The 17,749-nt window shown below is 70.4% G+C and carries 18 protein-coding genes; 8 read left to right on the top strand and 10 right to left on the bottom strand.

What is annotated here, in order from left to right:
* Positions 1-263: 263 nt before the first annotated feature.
* The gene (locus LN251_RS23305) at positions 264-812 is read left to right on the top strand and encodes a DUF6082 family protein (protein WP_458246076.1); all 549 of its coding nucleotides are present in this window, start codon (positions 264-266) and stop codon (positions 810-812) included.
* A 143-nt stretch (positions 813-955) separates the two neighbouring features.
* Positions 956-1,192: a hypothetical protein gene (locus LN251_RS23300; RefSeq protein ID WP_107416069.1), complete on the top strand. Its 237-nt coding sequence runs from the start codon at positions 956-958 to the stop codon at positions 1,190-1,192.
* Between the two features lie 149 nt (positions 1,193-1,341).
* On the opposite strand, the gene LN251_RS23295 is transcribed toward LN251_RS23300, so the two are convergent.
* A complete protein-coding gene (locus LN251_RS23295; protein ID WP_458246075.1) occupies positions 1,342-2,508 on the bottom strand; it encodes a citrate synthase/methylcitrate synthase in 1,167 nt (388 codons plus the stop codon).
* A gap of 110 nt (positions 2,509-2,618) precedes the next feature.
* On the opposite strand from LN251_RS23295, the gene LN251_RS23290 reads away from it, so the two are divergent.
* A complete protein-coding gene (locus tag LN251_RS23290) occupies positions 2,619-3,875 on the top strand; it encodes a citrate/2-methylcitrate synthase (protein WP_458246074.1) in 1,257 nt (418 codons plus the stop codon).
* A gap of 85 nt (positions 3,876-3,960) precedes the next feature.
* On the opposite strand, the gene LN251_RS23285 is transcribed toward LN251_RS23290, so the two are convergent.
* The gene (locus LN251_RS23285) at positions 3,961-4,425 is read right to left on the bottom strand and encodes a MarR family winged helix-turn-helix transcriptional regulator (protein WP_458246073.1); all 465 of its coding nucleotides are present in this window, start codon (positions 4,423-4,425) and stop codon (positions 3,961-3,963) included.
* A 35-nt stretch (positions 4,426-4,460) separates the two neighbouring features.
* Between LN251_RS23285 and LN251_RS23280 the strand changes: the two genes are divergently transcribed.
* The 4 genes from LN251_RS23280 to LN251_RS23265 all read left to right on the top strand — a co-directional run bounded on the left by LN251_RS23280 (position 4,461) and on the right by LN251_RS23265 (position 9,173).
* Positions 4,461-5,708 carry a multidrug effflux MFS transporter gene (locus LN251_RS23280; RefSeq protein WP_458246072.1) on the top strand — a complete coding sequence of 416 codons (1,248 nt, stop codon included), beginning with the start codon at positions 4,461-4,463 and terminating at the stop codon, positions 5,706-5,708.
* 54 nt (positions 5,709-5,762) lie between these two features.
* Entirely contained in the window at positions 5,763-6,704 is a 942-nt protein-coding gene (locus LN251_RS23275) for a sucrase ferredoxin (RefSeq protein WP_458246071.1), read from the top strand.
* 115 nt (positions 6,705-6,819) lie between these two features.
* Positions 6,820-8,493, top strand: coding sequence for an ATP-binding protein (locus tag LN251_RS23270; RefSeq protein ID WP_458246070.1), 1,674 nt, complete (start codon positions 6,820-6,822; stop codon positions 8,491-8,493).
* On the top strand, positions 8,493-9,173 hold the full coding sequence (locus tag LN251_RS23265) for a response regulator (protein WP_383674955.1): 681 nt from the start codon (positions 8,493-8,495) through the stop codon (positions 9,171-9,173). Before LN251_RS23270 ends, LN251_RS23265 begins: the two co-directional genes overlap by 1 nt.
* 55 nt (positions 9,174-9,228) lie before the next feature.
* On the opposite strand, the gene LN251_RS23260 is transcribed toward LN251_RS23265, so the two are convergent.
* The 3 genes from LN251_RS23260 to LN251_RS23250 all read right to left on the bottom strand — a co-directional run bounded on the left by LN251_RS23260 (position 9,229) and on the right by LN251_RS23250 (position 12,049).
* A complete protein-coding gene (locus LN251_RS23260; protein WP_458246069.1) occupies positions 9,229-10,290 on the bottom strand; it encodes an ABC transporter substrate-binding protein in 1,062 nt (353 codons plus the stop codon).
* A 96-nt stretch (positions 10,291-10,386) separates the two neighbouring features.
* Positions 10,387-11,244, bottom strand: coding sequence for an ABC transporter permease (locus tag LN251_RS23255; RefSeq protein WP_458246068.1), 858 nt, complete (start codon positions 11,242-11,244; stop codon positions 10,387-10,389).
* Positions 11,234-12,049 carry an ABC transporter ATP-binding protein gene (locus tag LN251_RS23250; protein ID WP_458246067.1) on the bottom strand — a complete coding sequence of 272 codons (816 nt, stop codon included), beginning with the start codon at positions 12,047-12,049 and terminating at the stop codon, positions 11,234-11,236. The genes LN251_RS23255 and LN251_RS23250 overlap by 11 nt, the downstream gene beginning before the upstream one ends.
* Before the next feature lie 160 nt (positions 12,050-12,209).
* Between LN251_RS23250 and LN251_RS23245 the strand changes: the two genes are divergently transcribed.
* Complete coding sequence (locus tag LN251_RS23245; protein WP_458246066.1) at positions 12,210-12,902, top strand: response regulator; 693 nt, start codon at positions 12,210-12,212, stop codon at positions 12,900-12,902.
* Between the two features lie 118 nt (positions 12,903-13,020).
* On the opposite strand, the gene LN251_RS23240 is transcribed toward LN251_RS23245, so the two are convergent.
* The 5 genes from LN251_RS23240 to LN251_RS23220 form a co-directional block, all read right to left on the bottom strand.
* A complete protein-coding gene (locus tag LN251_RS23240) occupies positions 13,021-14,613 on the bottom strand; it encodes a solute symporter family protein (RefSeq protein ID WP_458246065.1) in 1,593 nt (530 codons plus the stop codon).
* Positions 14,610-15,164, bottom strand: coding sequence for a DUF485 domain-containing protein (locus LN251_RS23235; protein ID WP_458246064.1), 555 nt, complete (start codon positions 15,162-15,164; stop codon positions 14,610-14,612). Before LN251_RS23235 ends, LN251_RS23240 begins: the two co-directional genes overlap by 4 nt.
* 69 nt (positions 15,165-15,233) lie before the next feature.
* The gene (locus LN251_RS23230) at positions 15,234-15,923 is read right to left on the bottom strand and encodes a response regulator transcription factor (protein WP_458246063.1); all 690 of its coding nucleotides are present in this window, start codon (positions 15,921-15,923) and stop codon (positions 15,234-15,236) included.
* A complete protein-coding gene (locus LN251_RS23225) occupies positions 15,920-17,071 on the bottom strand; it encodes a sensor histidine kinase (RefSeq protein WP_458246062.1) in 1,152 nt (383 codons plus the stop codon). Before LN251_RS23225 ends, LN251_RS23230 begins: the two co-directional genes overlap by 4 nt.
* Positions 17,068-17,592, bottom strand: a complete 525-nt coding sequence (locus LN251_RS23220) for a DUF1453 domain-containing protein (protein WP_458246061.1) — start codon at positions 17,590-17,592, stop codon at positions 17,068-17,070. Before LN251_RS23220 ends, LN251_RS23225 begins: the two co-directional genes overlap by 4 nt.
* Positions 17,593-17,749: the final 157 nt, after the last annotated feature.

The following is a 17,749-nucleotide window of genomic DNA, read 5'->3' as shown; positions in this document are numbered from 1 at the left end:
TGTGACTGCCGGACCAGGATACGAGCCGGAATAATCACCGCGAAGTGAACGATTGTTAGCAGCGTCGGCGGGGCAGACGTCTGGCAAGGCGCCGGAGTGTGCGACCCTCGCTTCCTTCCTTGCGCCTCCTCTCCGCCTCCCTGCCGATCAGAGCCCGCTCGGCACCCTGGGAGACGGCAAGCGCCGCCCACCGCTCGCCGGTCCCCACCAGTCGACCCGCACCCCGACGACCGGCGGAACGGCCGCCTGAATCGGGGGTTGAGATGTCCGCACGGAAAACTGCAACAGGGAGGCTCGGCTTCGCCACGGTCGGCCTGCTCGCCACCGCCGGGTTGACCCTGGCCGCAGGCCGACGGCGACTCGAAACAGAGCAACTTCAGTTGAAACGACTGGAACTCGAGGAACTGGCCGCCCGCCGCAGGGCCTTGGCACACCAGCAGCGCATGCATTGGGAGCTCCTGTCCAGGGCGATCGACGATCCCTCCCTTGCCGCCGTCATCGACACTTACGACGCGAACATCCCCGAAGCCAAGCGGCGCCAGTACTTCTATGCCAATGCCTGGTACATCAACCTCTACCACCTCTATCGGGCGGGAATCCTTGACCAGAAGGAGTTCTACGGGCACGCGCGCGAGCTCTTCCAGAACCCCCTGATGCGCGAGTACTGGGAGGCCTCCAAGGGGCAGCGCGCGACTTTGAAGTCGTCGTCCGACGAAGCCAGGCTCGGACGGATGGTCGACGCTCTCGTCAAGGAGATCGAGGAGTCGGACGTCGACGCGTGGTGGGTGGTGGGCAACCCGCCCACCGACTGACCGTCTGAAGGGGGCACCGGTCAACGCAGGGTCTTCCACCAGGGCGGTTCGAGTGACTTTTGTGGATGCAGACGCACGTGCATCAGCAACCCCAGTAGCCTGCTCCACAGCACTCTGCCCACATCCTGTAAGGACCGGTACCGTTGAAAATCGTGCGCCGCATTGGTGTGCCTCCAAGTGCCCGTGGCAGTGCCTCAGGAGCGAACTGCCCGGACGTTTTCGAGTTGAGCGACGGCAACTTCGCCGTCATCGGCACTGAGGCCACCGAGGCGCTGGAGCGGGAACTGCCCGCGGATGCCTCCCGAGCCGACTACGAACGCATTGTCGTCGTGAGTCGGGAGACACTGATCCGGGCCAAGGCGGACATCCCCGACGCCTGAGCACCCCCAGCCCCGTCCCGTCCCGCACCCCGGCCCCGCACAACTACGGTCCAGCCGGGCATCTTTCGATGAGCAACCGGCACCCCGTTCCTGCTCGATCACCACCGATGAGGCCTGGCGTCAGAACGGCACCAGGCCGCACGCGTTCCTCACGCCGCCTTCGGCACCGCCACCGGCGCCCCCGGCCCCACATACCGCGCCACCGGCCTGATGATCTTCCGGTCCTCCGCCTGTTCCAGGATGTTGGCGCTCCAGCCGACCACCCGCGCTGCCGCGAAGGTCGGGGTGAACATCTCGCGGGGCAGGCCGCACAGTTCCATGACCACGCCCGCATAGAACTCGACGTTCGTGTGGAGTTCGCGACCGGGTTTCAGTTCCGCCAGGATCGCCTCCACCTGCCGCTCGACCTCCACGGCGAACTCGACCCGCGGGCCGCCGAAGCTCTGGGCGACCTCCCGGAGCATGCGGGAACGGGGGTCCTCCGTGCGGTAGATCGCGTGGCCGAAGCCCATGACGCGGTCGCCGGCCAGGACGCGTGCGCGGATCCAGGGGTCGATGCGGTCAGGGCTGCCGATGGCGTCCAGGGTGTCCAGGGCCCGGCTGGGCGCACCGCCGTGCAGAGGCCCGGACAGCGCCCCCACCGCCCCGACCAGACATGCGGCCACATCGGCTCCGGTCGATGCGATGACGCGCGCCGTGAAGGTTGACGCATTGAATCCGTGATCAATGGTTGAGATCAAGTATTGCTCGATCGCCCGGGCCCGGCGCGGTTCCGGTTCCGAACCCGTGACCATGTAGAGGTAGTTGGCCGCGTACGGAAGGTCTTCGCGCGGTTCCACCGGTTCGAGGCCCCGCCCCAGCCGGTGCAGTGCGGCGAGGAGAGTCGGTACGGCGGCGGCCGCGACGAGGGTGTCCCGGCGTCGTTCGTCCGCGCCGACGTCGTACACCGGCCGGAAGCCCTTGGCCGCGCCGAGCAACGAGAGCGCGGTGCGCATGCCGGCCACCGGCCCCGAGGCACCGCTCGCCGCCGCGATCGCGGGCAGCACCGCCCGTACCTCGTCGGGCAGCCGTCGCAGGGCCGCCGTCTCGCCGACGAAGTCCGCCCGCCGCGCCGCGTCCGGTAGTTCCCCGTGGACCATGAGGTGCCAGACGTCCTCGAAGCCGCGAGTCCGGGCGAGTTCCACGGCCGAGTACTGCCGGTAGTGATAGAAGCCCTCGAGCCCTCGTACGTCTCCGATCGAGGTGTCGGTGACGACGACACCGGCGAGTCCCCGCGGTACCTCGATGGGTGCGGCTACTGGCCTGTTGACGGACATGATTACCTCCATGGACTTGATTCAACTGTCCATGCTTGATTATATTGCTGTCAATATTGATTGAATCAACTCCACTCATCCATGTGTCGCTAGGCGGATACGGTGACCCCATGCGCGATCAAGACCCCTCCCCCGCCTCCACGGAACGGCGCCTGACCACCAAGGAAGCCGCCGAAGTTCTCGGCGTGAAGCCCGAGACCGTGTACGCGTACGTGAGCCGCGGCCAGCTCAGCAGCCGACGCGCGCCGGGCGGCCGGGGCAGCACCTTCGACGCCCGGGAAGTGGAGGCACTCGCCCGGCGCAACAGGCGGGAGAGCAGCGGGAATCCGGGCTCCGGCGGCGAGCTGTCCGTCCGGACCCGCATCACGCTCATCGAGGAGGACCGCTACTACTTCAGAGGCGTGAACGCTACCGAACTCGCCACGCGTCACTCCTACGAAGAGGTCGCGGAGTGGCTGTGGACCGGCAGCATGCGAACGGGAACGACCTTCACCGCGCCCGAGGCCGCCGTCGTCGTGGCTCGCCGCGCCGTCGACGGCCTGCCCGAACACACCAGCCCCACGGACCGGTTGAGGGTCGCCGCGATCGCCGCCGGCACGGCGGACCCGTTGCGTTTCGACCTGTCCGAGGAAGCCGTGCTCGGCACCGCGCGCACCCTGATCCCCACCCTGGTCGCCGCCCTGCCGCAGCGTGGGACCTACCGCCGCGACGAGGGCCCGCTGGCCCAGCGCCTGTGGTCACGGCTCAGCGGCCGGGACGCGGACGAAGCCTCGCTGCGCGCTCTCGACACCGCGCTCGCCCTCCTCGTCGACCACGACCTCGCCGCCTCGACCCTCGCCGTCCGTGTCGCCGCCTCGGCCCGCGCGCACGCCTACGCGGCCGTCTCCGCGGGGCTGGGCGTGCTGGAGGGCCCTCTGCACGGAGCGTCCAGCGGGCTGGCGCACCGGCTGCTGATGGACGTGCTCGACGAGGGCGACGCGGGTCCGGTGATCGCCGAGCAACTGCGGGCCGGCCGCCGCATCCCCGGCCTCGGCCACCGCCTCTACACCGGCGAGGACCCCCGCGCGCGTGTCCTGTTCGGCCTCCTGGAGGAGATCCCGAACGCCGCCCCCGCGCTCGCCGCAGCCAACGACATCGTCGCCACCACCGCCCGTCACACCCCGCTGCACGCCAACGTCGACCTGGCCCTCGCCGTACTGACGGCCTCCTGCGGCATGCCCGCCACCGCCGGCGAGACCATCTTCGCCGTGGCCCGTACGGCGGGCTGGATCGCCCACGCCCTGGAGGAGTACGGGGAGCGCCCGTTGCGCATGCGCCCGAGCGGGCACTACGTCGGCCCGAAGCCGCCCCAGCCCCTCCCGGAGTAATGATCACCTCGGCATGAGGTTCGCAGTCGTCGGAGACGGATGACGCACCGTGCCCCGGCTCCGCTCGGCGCCGGGGGCTCGATGGTCAGGTCTGGTCGTCGGCGGTCAGCCGTTGTTCCAGGCGGCTGAGCAGTTGGGTGCACTGCCTGACCGTGTCGAGGTCGTCGCCCAGGATGGCGGCGAGTTCCTGTGCCCAGGCGGCGTGCAGCACCCGGAGGTTGGCAGCCGCGCGCTCGGTCGCGCGCACGGCGACGCCGCGGCCCTCGGTGGCGGCGCGGGACACCATCCCCTTGCCCTCGAGGCTGCGCAGCGCCGTACTGACGTTGGTGCGCTGCAGCCGGGTGCGGCGGGCGATCTCGCTGGGCGCGGCCCCGGGGTACAGGTCGACGACGCGCATCACCTGCCGCTCGGTCTCGGTCAGCGGCACCACGTTCGGCCCTTCCGGAGTCCGGGCGCGCACCAGCCGGCCGACGTTGAGGATCAGGTCGGCGAGGTCGGCGAGCGGACCGCCGACGTCCGCGCCGTTGGCGTTTTCTGTGTCGCGGGGCATGGTGCCATCCTACTGAGTTATGCCATCATAATTATATGTCCATAATCAATGAAGGGGACCGGTTGACGGTCACCGCGGCGGAGGACTCCGGCGTTTTCGAGCCGGTGGCGGATCCGCCACGGCGCGCGCGACTGGCGCTGATCCTCGGCTCGTTGAGCGCCTTCGGTGCTCTCACGATCGACATGTACCTGCCCGCCATGCCCCGCATGGCCGACCAACTGCACACCAGCGCACCGCTGGTCCAGATGACCCTCACGGCGTTCGTCGTCGGCCTGGCCCTCTTCCAGGTGATCGTCGGTCCGCTGTCGGACGCGTGGGGGAGGCGCCGCCCACTGCTGGCCGGTATGGCGCTGTACCTGGCGGGATCGCTGTGGTGCGCGCTGGCGCCCTCCGTCGGCTGGCTGATCGCCGGCCGGATCCTGCAGTCGATCGGCGCTGCGGCGGGTACGGTCCTGGCCCGGGCCATCGTGCGGGACCTGTTCTCCGGCACCGCCATGACCCGGTTCTTCTCCACCCTCATGGTCGTCAACGGCGTCGCCCCGGTCGTGGCACCCGTCATCGGCGGCCAGCTCCTGACGCTCGCCACCTGGCGCGCGGTGTTCCTGGTGCTCGCCGCCGTCGGCGCCGTCCTCCTGCTCGCGGTCGTCTTCGCGCTTCCCGAGTCGCTGCCGGACGCGCACCGGGCGCCGGCCCATCTGTGCGCCACGCTGCGGACCTTCCGGACGCTGGCCACCGACCTTCAGTACATGCGGTACGTGCTCGCCGCGGCGCTGATGTTCGCCGCCGTGTTCGCCTACATCTCCGGATCGTCGTTCGTCCTGCAGGACGCCTACGGGCTGACGGCCCAGCAGTTCGGTCTCGTCTTCGGCCTCAACGGTCTGGGCATCGTGCTGCTCGGTCAGGTCGGGAGCATGCTCGTCGGCCGCGTCACCGAGGAGCACACCCTGCTGCGCGTCAGCCTGACCGTGGCGACCCTCGGCTCCGCGGGCGTGCTGGCCTGCGCCGCGCTGCGCCTCCCACTGCCGCTGCTGCTTGCGTGCCTCTTCCTGGTGGTGTCCGTGCTCGGCATCGTGCTGGCCAACGCCACATCCCTGGCCCTGGGCGGCCACGGTTCCGCCGCCGGAGCCGCCTCCTCCCTGCAGGGGCTGCTCCAGTTCCTCGTCGGCGGCCTCGCCGCTTCCGCCATGAGCCTGCCGGGCCAGGTCACGGCCGTGTCCATGGGCGCCACCATGCTCGTCTGCGCCACGGCCGCGCTGGCCGTCCTCGGCGCCCGCCCTGCGTGAGACACCGGCCCCTCGGGAAGCCACCCCGAGCCAAGTCAGGTTAGGCTCACCTCTGTGCGTACGTGCTCAACCGCTTCCCAGGAGCTCGACGAGCCCCTCGCGGGAACCGCGGCCACCGCCCGGACCTGGCTGCTGCTGGAGCAGCCGGGCCCTTGGGGCGCCAAGGCGCTCACGTCGAGCCACCTCGACCCGGCGCTCGGCCGCGCCCTGGAGGCGGCCGTCAAGGGCACGGGCGTACGTATCGCGCTGATCCGCCGCCCCGGGCGTCATGCGGACAGCGGGACGCCCGCGGCACGGCAGGTCTACGCGGCGCACACCCTGCCCGGCCGGGGCTGGGTGCACTCCGCCACGATCCGCGAGCCGAACGACCTGCTCGACCTCGACTTCGCGGCGCTCGGCAGGGGCGAGCACCGCACCTTCGACGCGGTTCTCGGCGCGCGACCGTACACCGGCGACCCGCTCGCTCTCGTCTGCACCAACGGCAAGCGCGACCGCTGCTGCGCGCTGCTCGGCCGTCCCCTCGCCGCCGAACTGGCCGCCTCGGGCGTCGAGGGCGTCTGGGAGGTCACTCATCTGGGTGGTCATCGCTTCTCGCCGACGCTGCTCGTCCTGCCCTACGGGTACGCGTACGGCCGCGCCGAGGCCCAAGCCGTCCGGCACGTCCTGCACAGCGTCCGGCAAGGGCGCGTCGTCGTCGAGGGCTGCCGCGGGAGCTCCGCCTGGGAGCGGCCCGGTCAGGCGGCTGAGCTGGCCGTGCGCACCGCGGTGGGCGAGTACGCGGCGGACGCCCTGGCCGTCGTGGCGACGCGCGGTGCGGCCCCGCGCTGGGAGGTGACCGTCGCTCACGGCGACGGACGCCGCTGGCGCGTCGTCGTGGCCCAGGGCGCCGCGGCGCCGCCCCGCCCGGAGAGCTGCGGAACGTCGATCCTGGGGTCGCCCGCACGCATGGACGTCGTCGAGGTGCGCGAGCTGATGGCGACGGCTCTCGCGAGTTGATCAGATGGTCGAGGCATCGACCTGCCCGGCTCAACGTTGATCATCCCGTGTTGATCACGAGACGCACACCACACCCCCTACGGCGGCTCCCGCCCTCCCACGTACCGTCATGGGTATGAGACCCACTCCCCCCGCTCGCCGCCTGCGCCTCGGCATGCCGAAGCGGATGTTCTCGCAGGTCCTGCTGATGCAGGTGGCGATCGCCGCGGGGGTCGCGGTGCTCGCGACCGGCCTGTTCCTCGCGCCGCTCAGCAAGCAGCTGGACCAGGAGGCGATGCGCAGGGCCCTGGCCATCGCCGAGACGACGGCGCAGGACCCGCAGATCGCCGAGGGTGTGCTCACCACCGCGCCGAGCAGGAACGGTCCGGTGCAGAGGGAGGCCGAGCGGATCCGGCTGGCCACGAACGCCGAGTACATCGTCGTGCTCAACACCGACTGGGTGCGCTGGTCGCATCCGACGGCTTCGGAGATCGGCCACGAGGTCTCGACGAGCCCCAAGGAGGCTCTGGCGGGCAAGGAGGTCATGGAAATAGACCGGGGCACGCTGGGGCGCTCGGCGCGTGGCAAGGTGCCGCTCTACGACGCCGACCACCGCATCATCGGCGCCGTCTCGGTCGGTATCGCGTACGACAGCGTGCGGGCCCGGCTGCTCAGCGCGATCCCGGGGCTGCTCGCCTACGCGGGCGGCGCGCTGGCCGTCGGAGCGCTGGCCGCCTGGCTCGTCTCCCGACGGGTCCAGCGGCAGACCCGCGACCTGGCCTTCTCCGACATCTCGGCGCTGCTGGCGGAGCGTGAGGCGATGCTGCACGGCATCCGGGAGGGTGTGGTCGCCCTGGACCGCAGCGGCCGCATACGCCTCCTCAACGACGAGGCGCACCGTTTGCTGAGCATCGACGAGGAGGCCGTCGGCCGTTCCCCGGACGAGGCTCTCGGCGAAGGACGGACGGCCGACATCCTGGCCGGGCGGGTGACCGGCACCGACCTGCTCACCGTCCGCGGCCAGCGTGTCCTGGTCGCCAACCGCATGCCCACCGACGACGACGGCGCCGTGGCCACCCTGCGCGACCGCACCGAACTGGAGCAACTCGGCCGGGAGCTCGACTCGACCCGCGGCCTGATCGACGCGCTGCGCGCCCAGGACCACGAGCACGCCAACCGCATGCACACACTCCTGGGCCTGCTCGAACTGGAGATGTACGACGACGCCGTGGACTTCGTCGGCGAGGTGGTCGGCGACCACCGGGCCACCGCGGAGCAGGTGACGGAGAAGATCCAGGATCCGCTGCTCGCGGCGCTGCTCGTCGGCAAGGCGACCGTGGCGGCCGAGCGGGGCGTCGCGCTGTGGATCTCGGACCGGACATGGCTGCCGGACCGGTTGGTCGATCCGAGGGGGCTCGTCACGGTCGTCGGCAACCTGGTCGACAACGCGCTCGACGCCGTCGCGGGGACGCTCCACGCGCGCGTGGAGGTCGAGTTGCGCACGGAGGGCCGTACCGTCGTCCTGACTGTGCGCGACACGGGACCCGGAATCCCGGCGGAACAACGCGAGCTGGTCTTCACCGACGGCTGGTCCACGAAGGAGGCGCCCGCGCACCGCGAACGCGGCATCGGGCTCTCCATGGTGCGCCGGCTCGCCGAGAGGCAGGGCGGCAGCGCCACGGTGGGCGAAGCACATGGCGGCGGCGCGGAGTTCACCGTCGTCCTCCCGGAGGCCCTCGGCGAGCCCGAGCCGGAGCCGGTGACGACCGTCGCCGCCCACCACACGGTCACCGTCGAGGAGGAGTCGTGATGATCGAGGTTCTGGTCGTGGACGACGACACCCGGGTGGCCCAGGTCAACGCCGCCTACGTCGAGAAGGTGCCCGGCTTCCACGTCGCCGGTGAGGCGCACAACGCGGCCGAGGCTCTGCGGCAGTTGGAGGCGCTGCCCCGGCTGGACCTGGTCCTCATGGACCACTATCTGCCCGACGAGACCGGCCTCGCGGTCGTCCAGGAGATGCGCCGACGCGGCCACCAGACCGACGTGATCATGGTGACGGCGGCCCGGGACGTGGCGACGGTGCAGGCCGCGATGCGGCACGGCGCGCTGCAGTACCTGGTCAAGCCGTTCGCCTTCGCGGGGCTGCGCGCCAAGCTGGAGGCGTACGCGGAGCTGCGGCGCAGGCTCGACGGCGGCGGCGAGGCCGAACAGGCGGAGGTCGACCGCATCTTCGGCGTCCTGTCGGCGCCCTCGGACCCAGGGCTGCCCAAGGGGCACTCCCCCACCACCGCCGAGCTGGTGCGCCAGGCCCTGATGAACGCCGAAGGGCCGCTGTCGGCCCAGGAGCTGGCCGACCGGACGGGACTCAGCCGCCAGACCGCCCAGCGCTACCTGAAGCTCCTGGAGCGCACCGGGCGCGCCCGGCTGACCCTGAAGTACGGCGACGCGGGCCGCCCTGAACACCGTTACGTGTGGGCGACCCGCGCCTGAGGCACGGCCCGGTTGGAGGCGGGGGAAGGGACCGTGCCCCTCCCCCCATACGGATTCAGCCCTTGGCCTTCTCCACGAACTCGGTGGTGAAGGTCTTGCTCAGATCGACCTTGGCGTTCTTGATGTTCGGGTTGAACGCCTTGAGCACCTTCTCGACGGTCTCGGGGCCGTTCTCCGGCATCACGCCGTCCTTGGTGAACATGGGCAGGGTGCTCTTGACGGCCTGCGCGTAGAGCGCCTTGTTCCCCTGGGAGTAGTCGGCGGGCATCTTGGCGGCGATCTCGGACGCACTGTGCGTGGACATCCAGTTGAGCGTCTTGACGAATGCGTTGACCAACTTCTGGACGGTGTCCTTGTGGCTGTTGACCCAGTCCGTCTGCATGTACAGGCTTGACGACGGGTACGGACCGCCGAGCGCCTCCTGGGACCCCTCCGGGGTCCGCATGTCCAGCAGGACCTTGCCGGCCTTCTTGTCCAGGATGTTGGCGACGGTCGGGTCGGTCGTCATACCGCCGTCGATGGCACCCTTCTGCAGCGCCGCGATGAAGGTCGGCCCGGCGCCGACGGCGACCGGCGTGAAGTCGCTGACCTTCACTCCGTTCTTGACCGCGAGGTACTTCGTGAGGAAGTCGGTCGAGGAGCCGAGTCCGGTGACGCCGAGCTTCTTGCCCTTGAAGTCCTTGGGCGAGGTGATGTCGCCCGCGGCCTTGTTCGAGACGATCTCCACCTCGCCGGGCGCCTGCGAGAACTGCACGACGGATTCGACGTACTTCTGCTTCGTCTGCAGGTCGAGCGTGTGGTCGTAGAAGCCGACGGCTCCCTGGACCTGCCCCGAGACGAGCGCGGTCTCGGCCTGCACACCGGCCGGCTCGCTCAGCAGTTCCACGTCGAGTCCCTCGGCGTCGAAGTAGCCGAGCCGCTGGGTGAGCATCGCGGGCAGGTAGATGACCTTGTCCAGGCCACCGACCATGATCTTGACCTTCGTCCCCTTGCCGTCGCCCTTGCTGCCGGCGTCGGCGGATGTGCTGCTCGCCGCGTCGTTGGCGCAGGCGGTGAGGGAGGACAGGGCGAGGACGCCGACGGCGGCGAGGGCGGTGAGTCTGGCGGACTTGCGCATGGTGGTTCACGTCCTTGTGGATGGCGGTGCGGGAGCGAAGCGGTCAGGGGCCTGCGGGGGGCGAAGGGGCCGGGGCGCCCAAGAGGGCGGTCGCGGCTAGGAGTTCGTCGGCTTCCAGCGGAAGACGCGGCGCTCGACGAAGGTGAGCAGTCCCTCGGCCGCCAGTGCGACGACGGCGAGGATCACCATGGCCGCGTACACACCGGCCGCGTTGAAGGTGTTCTGGGACTGCGAGACGAGCAGGCCGATGCCCTTGGTGGCACCGATGTACTCGCCGACGATGGCGCCGATGAGCGCGAAGCCGAAGCTGACGTGGAGGCTGGTGAAGATCCAGGAGGTGGCCGACGGGATGACGACCTGAAGAGTCACCCGACGGTCGCCGGCGCCCAGGATGCGGGCGTTGGCGACCAGGTTCCGGTCGACCTCGCGGGCGCCCTGGAAGGCGTTGAAGAACACCGGGAAGAAGACCAGGACGACCGCCGAGGCGACCTTGGACGCGGGGCCGAGGCCGAACCAGATGAGGAAGATCGGGGCCAGGATGATCCTCGGCATCGAGTTGAGCACCTTGATGTACGGACCAAGGACATCGGCGAGGAAACGGATCCGCCCGAGGGCGATACCGAGGACGACACCGGCGACCACGCCGAGCACCCAGCCGAGCAGCGCCTCGTAGAGCGTGTACCAGATCTGCTCGCCCAGGGAACCGAGCGCGGTCCCGTGCGTGAGCCAGGTCCAGATCTGGTCCCAGATCTTCGACGGCATCGAGAAGTTGAACGGATCGATGACCTTCGCGCGGGAGAACACCTCCCACAGACCGAGGACGGCGACCAGGAGCAGGATGCGGGTGGCCTGGACGACGATCCGACGTCTGCGGGCGGCACGCGCGCGTGAGTGCGCGCGATCCGGGGCCTTGACGGTGTCGACGACAGGCGTGCTGAGAACCTCAGGCGACATCGGCGGCACCCCTCTCGCGGGTGATGCGGACCTCTTCGCCGAGGGACTCCCAGATCTCGCGGTAGATCTCGATGAACCGCGGCTCCAGGCGCACCGACTCGACCTTGCGCGGCCGCGGCAGGTCGATGTCGAAGACGTGCTTCACGGTGGCGGGGCCGGCCGTCATGACGACGACCTTGTCGGCCAGCGCGATGGACTCCTCCAGGTCGTGGGTGACGAAGACGACGGAGGCGCCCGTGCCCTCCCACAGCTCCAGCAGTTCGTCCGACATCAGGGCCCTGGTCTGCACGTCGAGCGCCGAGAAGGGCTCGTCCATCAGCAGGATCTCGGGGTCGTTGACGAAGGTCGCGGCGAGCGCGACGCGCTTGCGCTGACCACCGGAGAGCTGGTGCGGGTAACGGTCCTCGAACGCGGCGAGTCCGACCCTGGCCAGCCACTCGCGCGCCCTCTGCTTGGCCTCCGCCTTGGGCACACCGCGGAAACGGGGGCCGGCCATGACGTTCGACAGGACGGTACGCCAGGGGAAGGTGGCGTCCTGCTGGAAGACGAAACCGACCTTGTCGCCGACGCCGCGCACCGGTTCCCCGGCGACCAGGACCTCGCCCTCGGTGGGCTCCTCCAACCCGCTGACCAGGGTCAGCGTGGTCGACTTGCCGCATCCGGTCGGTCCCACGACGGCCACGAACTCGCCGCGTCCGACCGTGAGATCGAGTTCCCTCACCGCCGTGTGCAGACCCCCCGACGGGGTCCTGAAGATCTTGCTCGCGCCCCGCAGCCGGATGGCGGGGCTGGTGTCTGCGCTCATGGCCGGGGACGGTAGATGTGGTCCGGGACACAGCAGCAGCCTTGTGAGCACATGCCGTTCTTTTGCTTGCAACAGCCTGTTGTGCTCATTTTGCTCGCGCTACAACAACGGAGCCGAACGTGGGCTCGATGCCCTCGAGGCCTTGACAGAAAGAGGCCCGATGATTGACGTCCTGGTCGTGGACGACGACTTCCGCGTCGCCGAGATCAACGCCAAGTACGTGGGAAAGGTTCCCGGTTTCCGGGTGGCCGCCCGCGCGCACAGCGCTGCGCAGGCGCTGGCCACCGTGCAGCGCGGCGGTGTCGACCTGGTGCTGCTCGACCACTATCTGCCCGACCAGACCGGCCTCGAACTCGTCCACCGCATGCGGGAACAGGGCCACGGCACCGACGTCATCATGATCACCGCGGCCGGCGACGTGACGACGGTCCAGACCGCGATGCGCCTGGGCGCCCTGCACTACCTGGTGAAACCGTTCACCTTCGCCGCCCTGCGGACCCGCCTCGACTCCTACGCCGCCCTGCGCCGCACGGTCGACCGCGTCGGCGGCCACGGCATCGCCGGCCAGGAGCAGGTCGACCGCATCTTCGGCGCCCTGCGCACCGCACCGGCGCCGTCCTCACCGGGGCTGCCCAGTGGCCAGTCGGAGCCGACGACCGACCTGATCTGCCACGTCCTGCACGACGCCGACCACCCGCTCTCCGCCCACGAGGTCGCCGCCGAGACCGGCCTGAGCCGCTCCACCGCCCAGCGCTACCTCCGCCACCTCGAACAGGCCGGCCGCCTGCGCCTCTCCCTCAAGTACGGCGACACGGGCCGCCCGGAACACCTGTACGCATGGGTGGCGCCCTAGCGGCCCGATCGTGGGCGGAACGACGTCGGTAGCGCCGTGAGCGGTACGACGTCAGGAGCTCCGTGGGCGGTATGAGGCCGGGAGCGCCGTGGGTGGTACGAGGCCGGGAGCGCCGTCGCTAGGCGGCCCCCGCCCCCGTCAGTGAGCGCACCTCGGTCTCCGCGTGCTTGGCCTCGTCGGGGAGTTCGGCCGAGGTGACCGTGCCGAGCCAGCCGGCGAGGAAGCCCAGCGGGATCGACACGATGCCGGGGTTCTGGAGGGGGAAGTACTGGAAGTCGGCGCCCGGGAAGAGTGAGTCCGGGCTGCCCGAGACCACCGGTGACAGCACGACGAGGGCCAGCGCGGGAATCAGGCCGCCGTACACGGCCCACACCGCGCCCCGGGTGGTGAAGCCGCGCCAGAGCAGCGAGTACAGCAGCACCGGCAGATTCGCGGACGCGGCGACCGCGAAGGCGAGGCCGACCAGGAAGGCGACGTTCATGTCACGCGCGAGGAGGCCGAGAGCGATCGCGAGCACGCCGATGCCGACCGAGGCGACGCGTGCCACCGCCACCTCGCTGCGCGGCTCGCCCCGGCCGCGCCGCAGAGACGTGTAGAGGTCGTGGGCCACGGACGCGGAGGACGCGAGGGTGATACCGGCGACCACCGCGAGGATCGTGGCGAAGGCGATGGCGCCGACGACCGCGAACAAGACCGTTCCGCCGGTCGAGTCCGCACCGCCGCCGAGATCGAGGGCGAGCAGCGGGACCGCCGTGTTGCCGGCCGCGTTCGACCCACGGATCGACCCCGGCCCCACGATCGCCGCCGCGCCGAAACCCAGGACGATCGTCATCAGGTAGAAACCGCCGATGAGCCCGATCGACCAGAGCACCGAACGCCTGGCCGCCCGCGCCGTGGGCACGGTGTAGAAGCGGGAGAGGATGTGCGGCAGCCCCGCCGTACCGAGGACCAAGGCGAGCCCGAGACTGATGAAGTCGAGGCGGTCGGTCCAGTCCGCCCCGTACTTCAGACCCGGAGCCAGGAACGCGTCACCGTGGCCGCTGCGCTCGGCCGCTGTCAGCAGCAGCCTGTCCACATCTCCGTGGAACCGCAGCAGGACGAGGACGGTCAGCGCGACCGTGCCGCCGAGCAGCATCACCGCCTTCACGATCTGGATCCAGGTGGTGGCCCGCATCCCGCCCATCGACACATAGATGACCATGAGCGCCCCGACGCCGACGATGGTCCACACCCGTGCCGCCTGGCTCGTCCCCCCGAGCAGCAGCGCCACCAGGCTCCCCGCGCCCACCATCTGGGCCACCAGGTAGAGAACGGACACGGTGACCGAGGACGTTCCCGCCGCGACCCGCACCGGCCGCTCGCTCATCCGTGCCACGATCACGTCCGCGAGGGTGAACCGCCCGCAGTTGCGGACCAGTTCGGCGACGAGGAACAGCACCAGCAGCCAGGCCACGAGGAAGCCGACCGCATACAGCAGCCCGTCGTAGCCGAACAGCGCGATGAGCCCGGTGACGCCGAGGAAGGACGCCGCCGACATGTAGTCCCCGGCGATGGCAAAACCATTCTCCATCGGGGAGAACAGCCGCCCACCGACGTAGAACTCCTCCGCCGAGCCACGGCGGTTGCGGCTCACCCACGTCGTGATGCCCAGCGTGACGGCGACGAACCCGCTGAACAGCAGTATTGCCAAAGTCTGGTGATGGCCCGTCACAGGGCACCGCCCTCGGCCGAGCGGGTCAGCTCCTGGGTGTCCCAGCGCAGATCGAGCGCGGCCCGGTCCCTGCGCAGCCGCGCATGCCGTGCATAGGCCCAGGCGAGCAGGAAAGTGGTGAGGAACTGTCCGAGTCCCGCGAGCATCGCGACGTTCACGGCGCCCACCACCGGCCGCGCCATCAGCCCCGGCGCGGACGTGGCGGTCACGACGTAGGTCACGTACCAGGCGAGGAAGACGAGGACTCCCGGCACCACGAACCTGCGGTAGCGGCGGCGCACTTCCTGGAACGCGGCACTGCGCTGCACCTCGAGGTAGACGTCGGCCGCCGCTGCCGCCCGCACCTCCCCCGCCCGGCGTGCGGGCTCGGCCGCGGGTACACCGGCTCCGGCCGGCTCGCCCCAGCCGGAGGCGAGCACATCGTACCACGGATCGTCGTAACTCATCCCCCCGGGCACCGCGGCGTGCGCCTGATCATGGTCGGCGCGGTGTTCGGCGGAACGTTCGGCGCCGGCCCCACTGCCGCGGGGGCGGCCGTTGCTTGACTGCATGCCCAAGGATGGACAGAACGGGAAGATCCCTGACTTCTCTTCCCTGTCCTCTTCACCCCATCAGGTGACTCAATCCGCTGGTGGGCGAGCGATTCCCTTCGCGTAGGCGTAACGCACCGCCTGCGCCCGGTCCTTGAGGCCCGTCTTGGTGAAGATGTTGTTGATGTGGGTCTTCACAGTCGCCGTGGACACATGCAACCTGCGCCCGATCTGGGTGTTGTTCAGCCCTTCCGAGATCAGCACCAGCACCTCGATCTCCCGTGCGGTCAGCCCGTCCGGCGGCTCGGCGGGGGCCGCCCGAGGCGGCTCGGGCTCCGACAGCCGCTCCAGCAGACGCCGTTGAATGCTCGGGGACAGCCCCGCGTCCCCGGAGAGGACACTGTGCACGGCCCGTACGATCTCGTCGCCTCCCGCGTCCTTGGTGAGATACCCCCGCGCTCCCGCGCGCAGGGCCGGGAACAGTGACTCGTCGTCGGCGAACGTCGTGAGCACCACGACCTGCGTACCGGGGTGCTCCTCGCGGATGCGGCGCGTAGCCTCCACGCCGTCGCACCGCGGCATGCGCAGATCCATCAGCACCACGTCGGGGGCGAGTTCGGCGACGAGCTTCACCGCTTCCTCCCCGTCCCCCGCCGAACCGACGACCTCGATGCCGGGCAGCAGGCCCAGCAACATCACGATGCCCTCACGGACCACGGTCTGGTCGTCCGCGACCACCACCCGCGCGGTCCTGGTCCGCGCCTCCTCCCCTTCCGTCATACGGGCACCTTCAGCGTCACCACGAACCCCTCCTCGTCCGGCCCGGCCTCCAGCGAGCCGCCCAGCAGCTCGGCCCGCTCGCGCATGCCCAGCAGACCGTACCCGGCGCCCGCCCCGGTCAGGTCGCCCGGCGGGCCGCCCGAATCCCGCACGTCCAGCGTCACTTGGTGGGCGTCGTACTCCAGCCGTATGCGCACCTTGGCCCCCGCCGCGTGTTTGCGCACATTCGTCAGGGCTTCCTGGGCGACCCTGCGCACGGCCTGCGACGCCTCCGCGGGCAGCGGCCTGTGCTCACCCGTAATGGTGATCTCGGCACCGGCCGACGAACCGACGAGCTGCGTCAGGAAGTCCTCCAGCGGGGTGAGCTCACCGCGCAGCGCGGACAGCGCCTGCCGGGTCTCGTCGAGCCCGTCGCGGGCCATGCCGCGCGCCGCCACCACCCGCTCCAGGATCTTCTCCCGGTCGGCTCCCCGTTCGATGAGCAGCCTGGCCGCCTCCAGGTGCACGAGCTGCGCCGAGAGGCTGTGGGCGAGCACGTCGTGGATCTCGCGTGCGATCCTCGCCCGTTCCGCGAGCGCCGCCGATTCCGCCTCGGCGGCCCGCGCGGCGCGCTCCTGGGCGAGCAGCCGCTGAGCGTTGCCCCGGGCCTCGGAGTCGAGGCGCAGGGTGTATCCGGCCAGTGCCAGCCCGGCCGTCGTCACCGCGGTGGTCAACCACACGTCGTTGTTCACGGCGGCGTAGGCCGCGAGGGAGACCGACATCACGGGCACGGCGGCGGCCAGGGGCAGCCGCTCCAGGGCGCTGACGGCACAGCCGCACCACAGGACGAGAGCCGCGGTCCTGAAGCCGGCTGCCTCTCCCGCGACGGCGAGCCCCATGAGGGCGGCCATGAGCGTGAGGGAGGGCAGCAGCCGGTGGGCGAGGGTGGTGCGCCAGAACCCCCAGGCGACGGCACCGGCCAGGAGGACGCCCGATACGGCTCCGACCGCGCCCCAGCCGTGGACGTGGGTGCTGTCGTAGGCGCCCCACAGCAGCATGCCGAGCACCAGCAGCCGTACGAGCCAGGCGAGCAGCCGCCGGGGCCGCGAGATTCCCTCGCGGCCCAGCGCCTCCCGGGAGGGCCAGTGTGTCCAGGCGTTCTCCGTCACACACGCTCCTTCGGGGCCGACCGGACCGTGTGGTCACCGTACGCCGGAGCCACGGCGGGCGCCGGGGAGGCGGACTGGGACCGCCACAGAAGGATTCCGGAACGGACCAGGAGCGTGGCGGCGAGGGCGAGGAGCAGGGCGGAGCTGTCCTGGTGCACACCGACTGCCGTGCCGAGCGCGAACAGTCCGACGCGCAAGGCTATGCCGACGATCCACACGGTCAAGCTCGCCTTGGTGCTCTTGCTCCACACCGTGCCGTCCGGCTCCGCCCATATACGGGTGGTCCAGGCCCAGCCGGCTCCGGTGGCGAGGCCGATCAGCAGCTCCGCGCCGAGCAGGACGACGGACGCGATGCGGTGGTGGGCGTCGACGATGCCGGGCTCGCGCAGGGCGACGAAGGCGAGGACCACAGGAACGAGCCACCAGCGCCGTCCGGTGCCTATCGGCTGGGCGCGGAACTGGCGGACGATCACCAGAACCGCCACAGCCGCGATCGCCAGCGCGTTGATCAGCCCGGACATTCTTGCCTCCGTGAGCGAAGAAGGGAGAGGCGACAGCGAGTGCTGTCGACGCCTTCGACGCTACGGAAATCCGCAGGCCGGCAGATCGGAGCAGGGGTGGATCGTGGGTGGATCGGCACCGTGCCGCGGACTCCACCCACGGGTGGAGAGCCCTGCC

This window comes from Streptomyces sp. MAI_2237, assembly GCF_054189285.1.
Note: the sequence above shows the minus strand (reverse complement) of the source record. Positions and strands in the feature narration are given on the sequence as shown.

Bases quoted from the DNA above. Each gene is read 5' to 3' on its own strand.
- LN251_RS23295 (WP_458246075.1), bottom strand. From the start codon at position 2,508: ATGTCCGTCAACAGGCCAGTAGCCGCACCCATCGAGGTACCGCGGGGA.
- LN251_RS23245 (WP_458246066.1), top strand. From the start codon at position 12,210: ATGATTGACGTCCTGGTCGTGGACGACGACTTCCGCGTCGCCGAGATC.
- LN251_RS23305 (WP_458246076.1), top strand. From the start codon at position 264: ATGTCCGCACGGAAAACTGCAACAGGGAGGCTCGGCTTCGCCACGGTC.
- LN251_RS23255 (WP_458246068.1), bottom strand. From the start codon at position 11,244: ATGTCGCCTGAGGTTCTCAGCACGCCTGTCGTCGACACCGTCAAGGCC.
- LN251_RS23235 (WP_458246064.1), bottom strand. From the start codon at position 15,164: ATGCAGTCAAGCAACGGCCGCCCCCGCGGCAGTGGGGCCGGCGCCGAA.
- LN251_RS23230 (WP_458246063.1), bottom strand. From the start codon at position 15,923: ATGACGGAAGGGGAGGAGGCGCGGACCAGGACCGCGCGGGTGGTGGTC.
- LN251_RS23250 (WP_458246067.1), bottom strand. From the start codon at position 12,049: ATGAGCGCAGACACCAGCCCCGCCATCCGGCTGCGGGGCGCGAGCAAG.
- LN251_RS23270 (WP_458246070.1), top strand. From the start codon at position 6,820: ATGAGACCCACTCCCCCCGCTCGCCGCCTGCGCCTCGGCATGCCGAAG.
- LN251_RS23265 (WP_383674955.1), top strand. From the start codon at position 8,493: ATGATCGAGGTTCTGGTCGTGGACGACGACACCCGGGTGGCCCAGGTC.
- LN251_RS23285 (WP_458246073.1), bottom strand. From the start codon at position 4,425: ATGCCCCGCGACACAGAAAACGCCAACGGCGCGGACGTCGGCGGTCCG.
- LN251_RS23280 (WP_458246072.1), top strand. From the start codon at position 4,461: ATGTCCATAATCAATGAAGGGGACCGGTTGACGGTCACCGCGGCGGAG.
- LN251_RS23220 (WP_458246061.1), bottom strand. From the start codon at position 17,592: ATGTCCGGGCTGATCAACGCGCTGGCGATCGCGGCTGTGGCGGTTCTG.
- LN251_RS23290 (WP_458246074.1), top strand. From the start codon at position 2,619: ATGCGCGATCAAGACCCCTCCCCCGCCTCCACGGAACGGCGCCTGACC.
- LN251_RS23260 (WP_458246069.1), bottom strand. From the start codon at position 10,290: ATGCGCAAGTCCGCCAGACTCACCGCCCTCGCCGCCGTCGGCGTCCTC.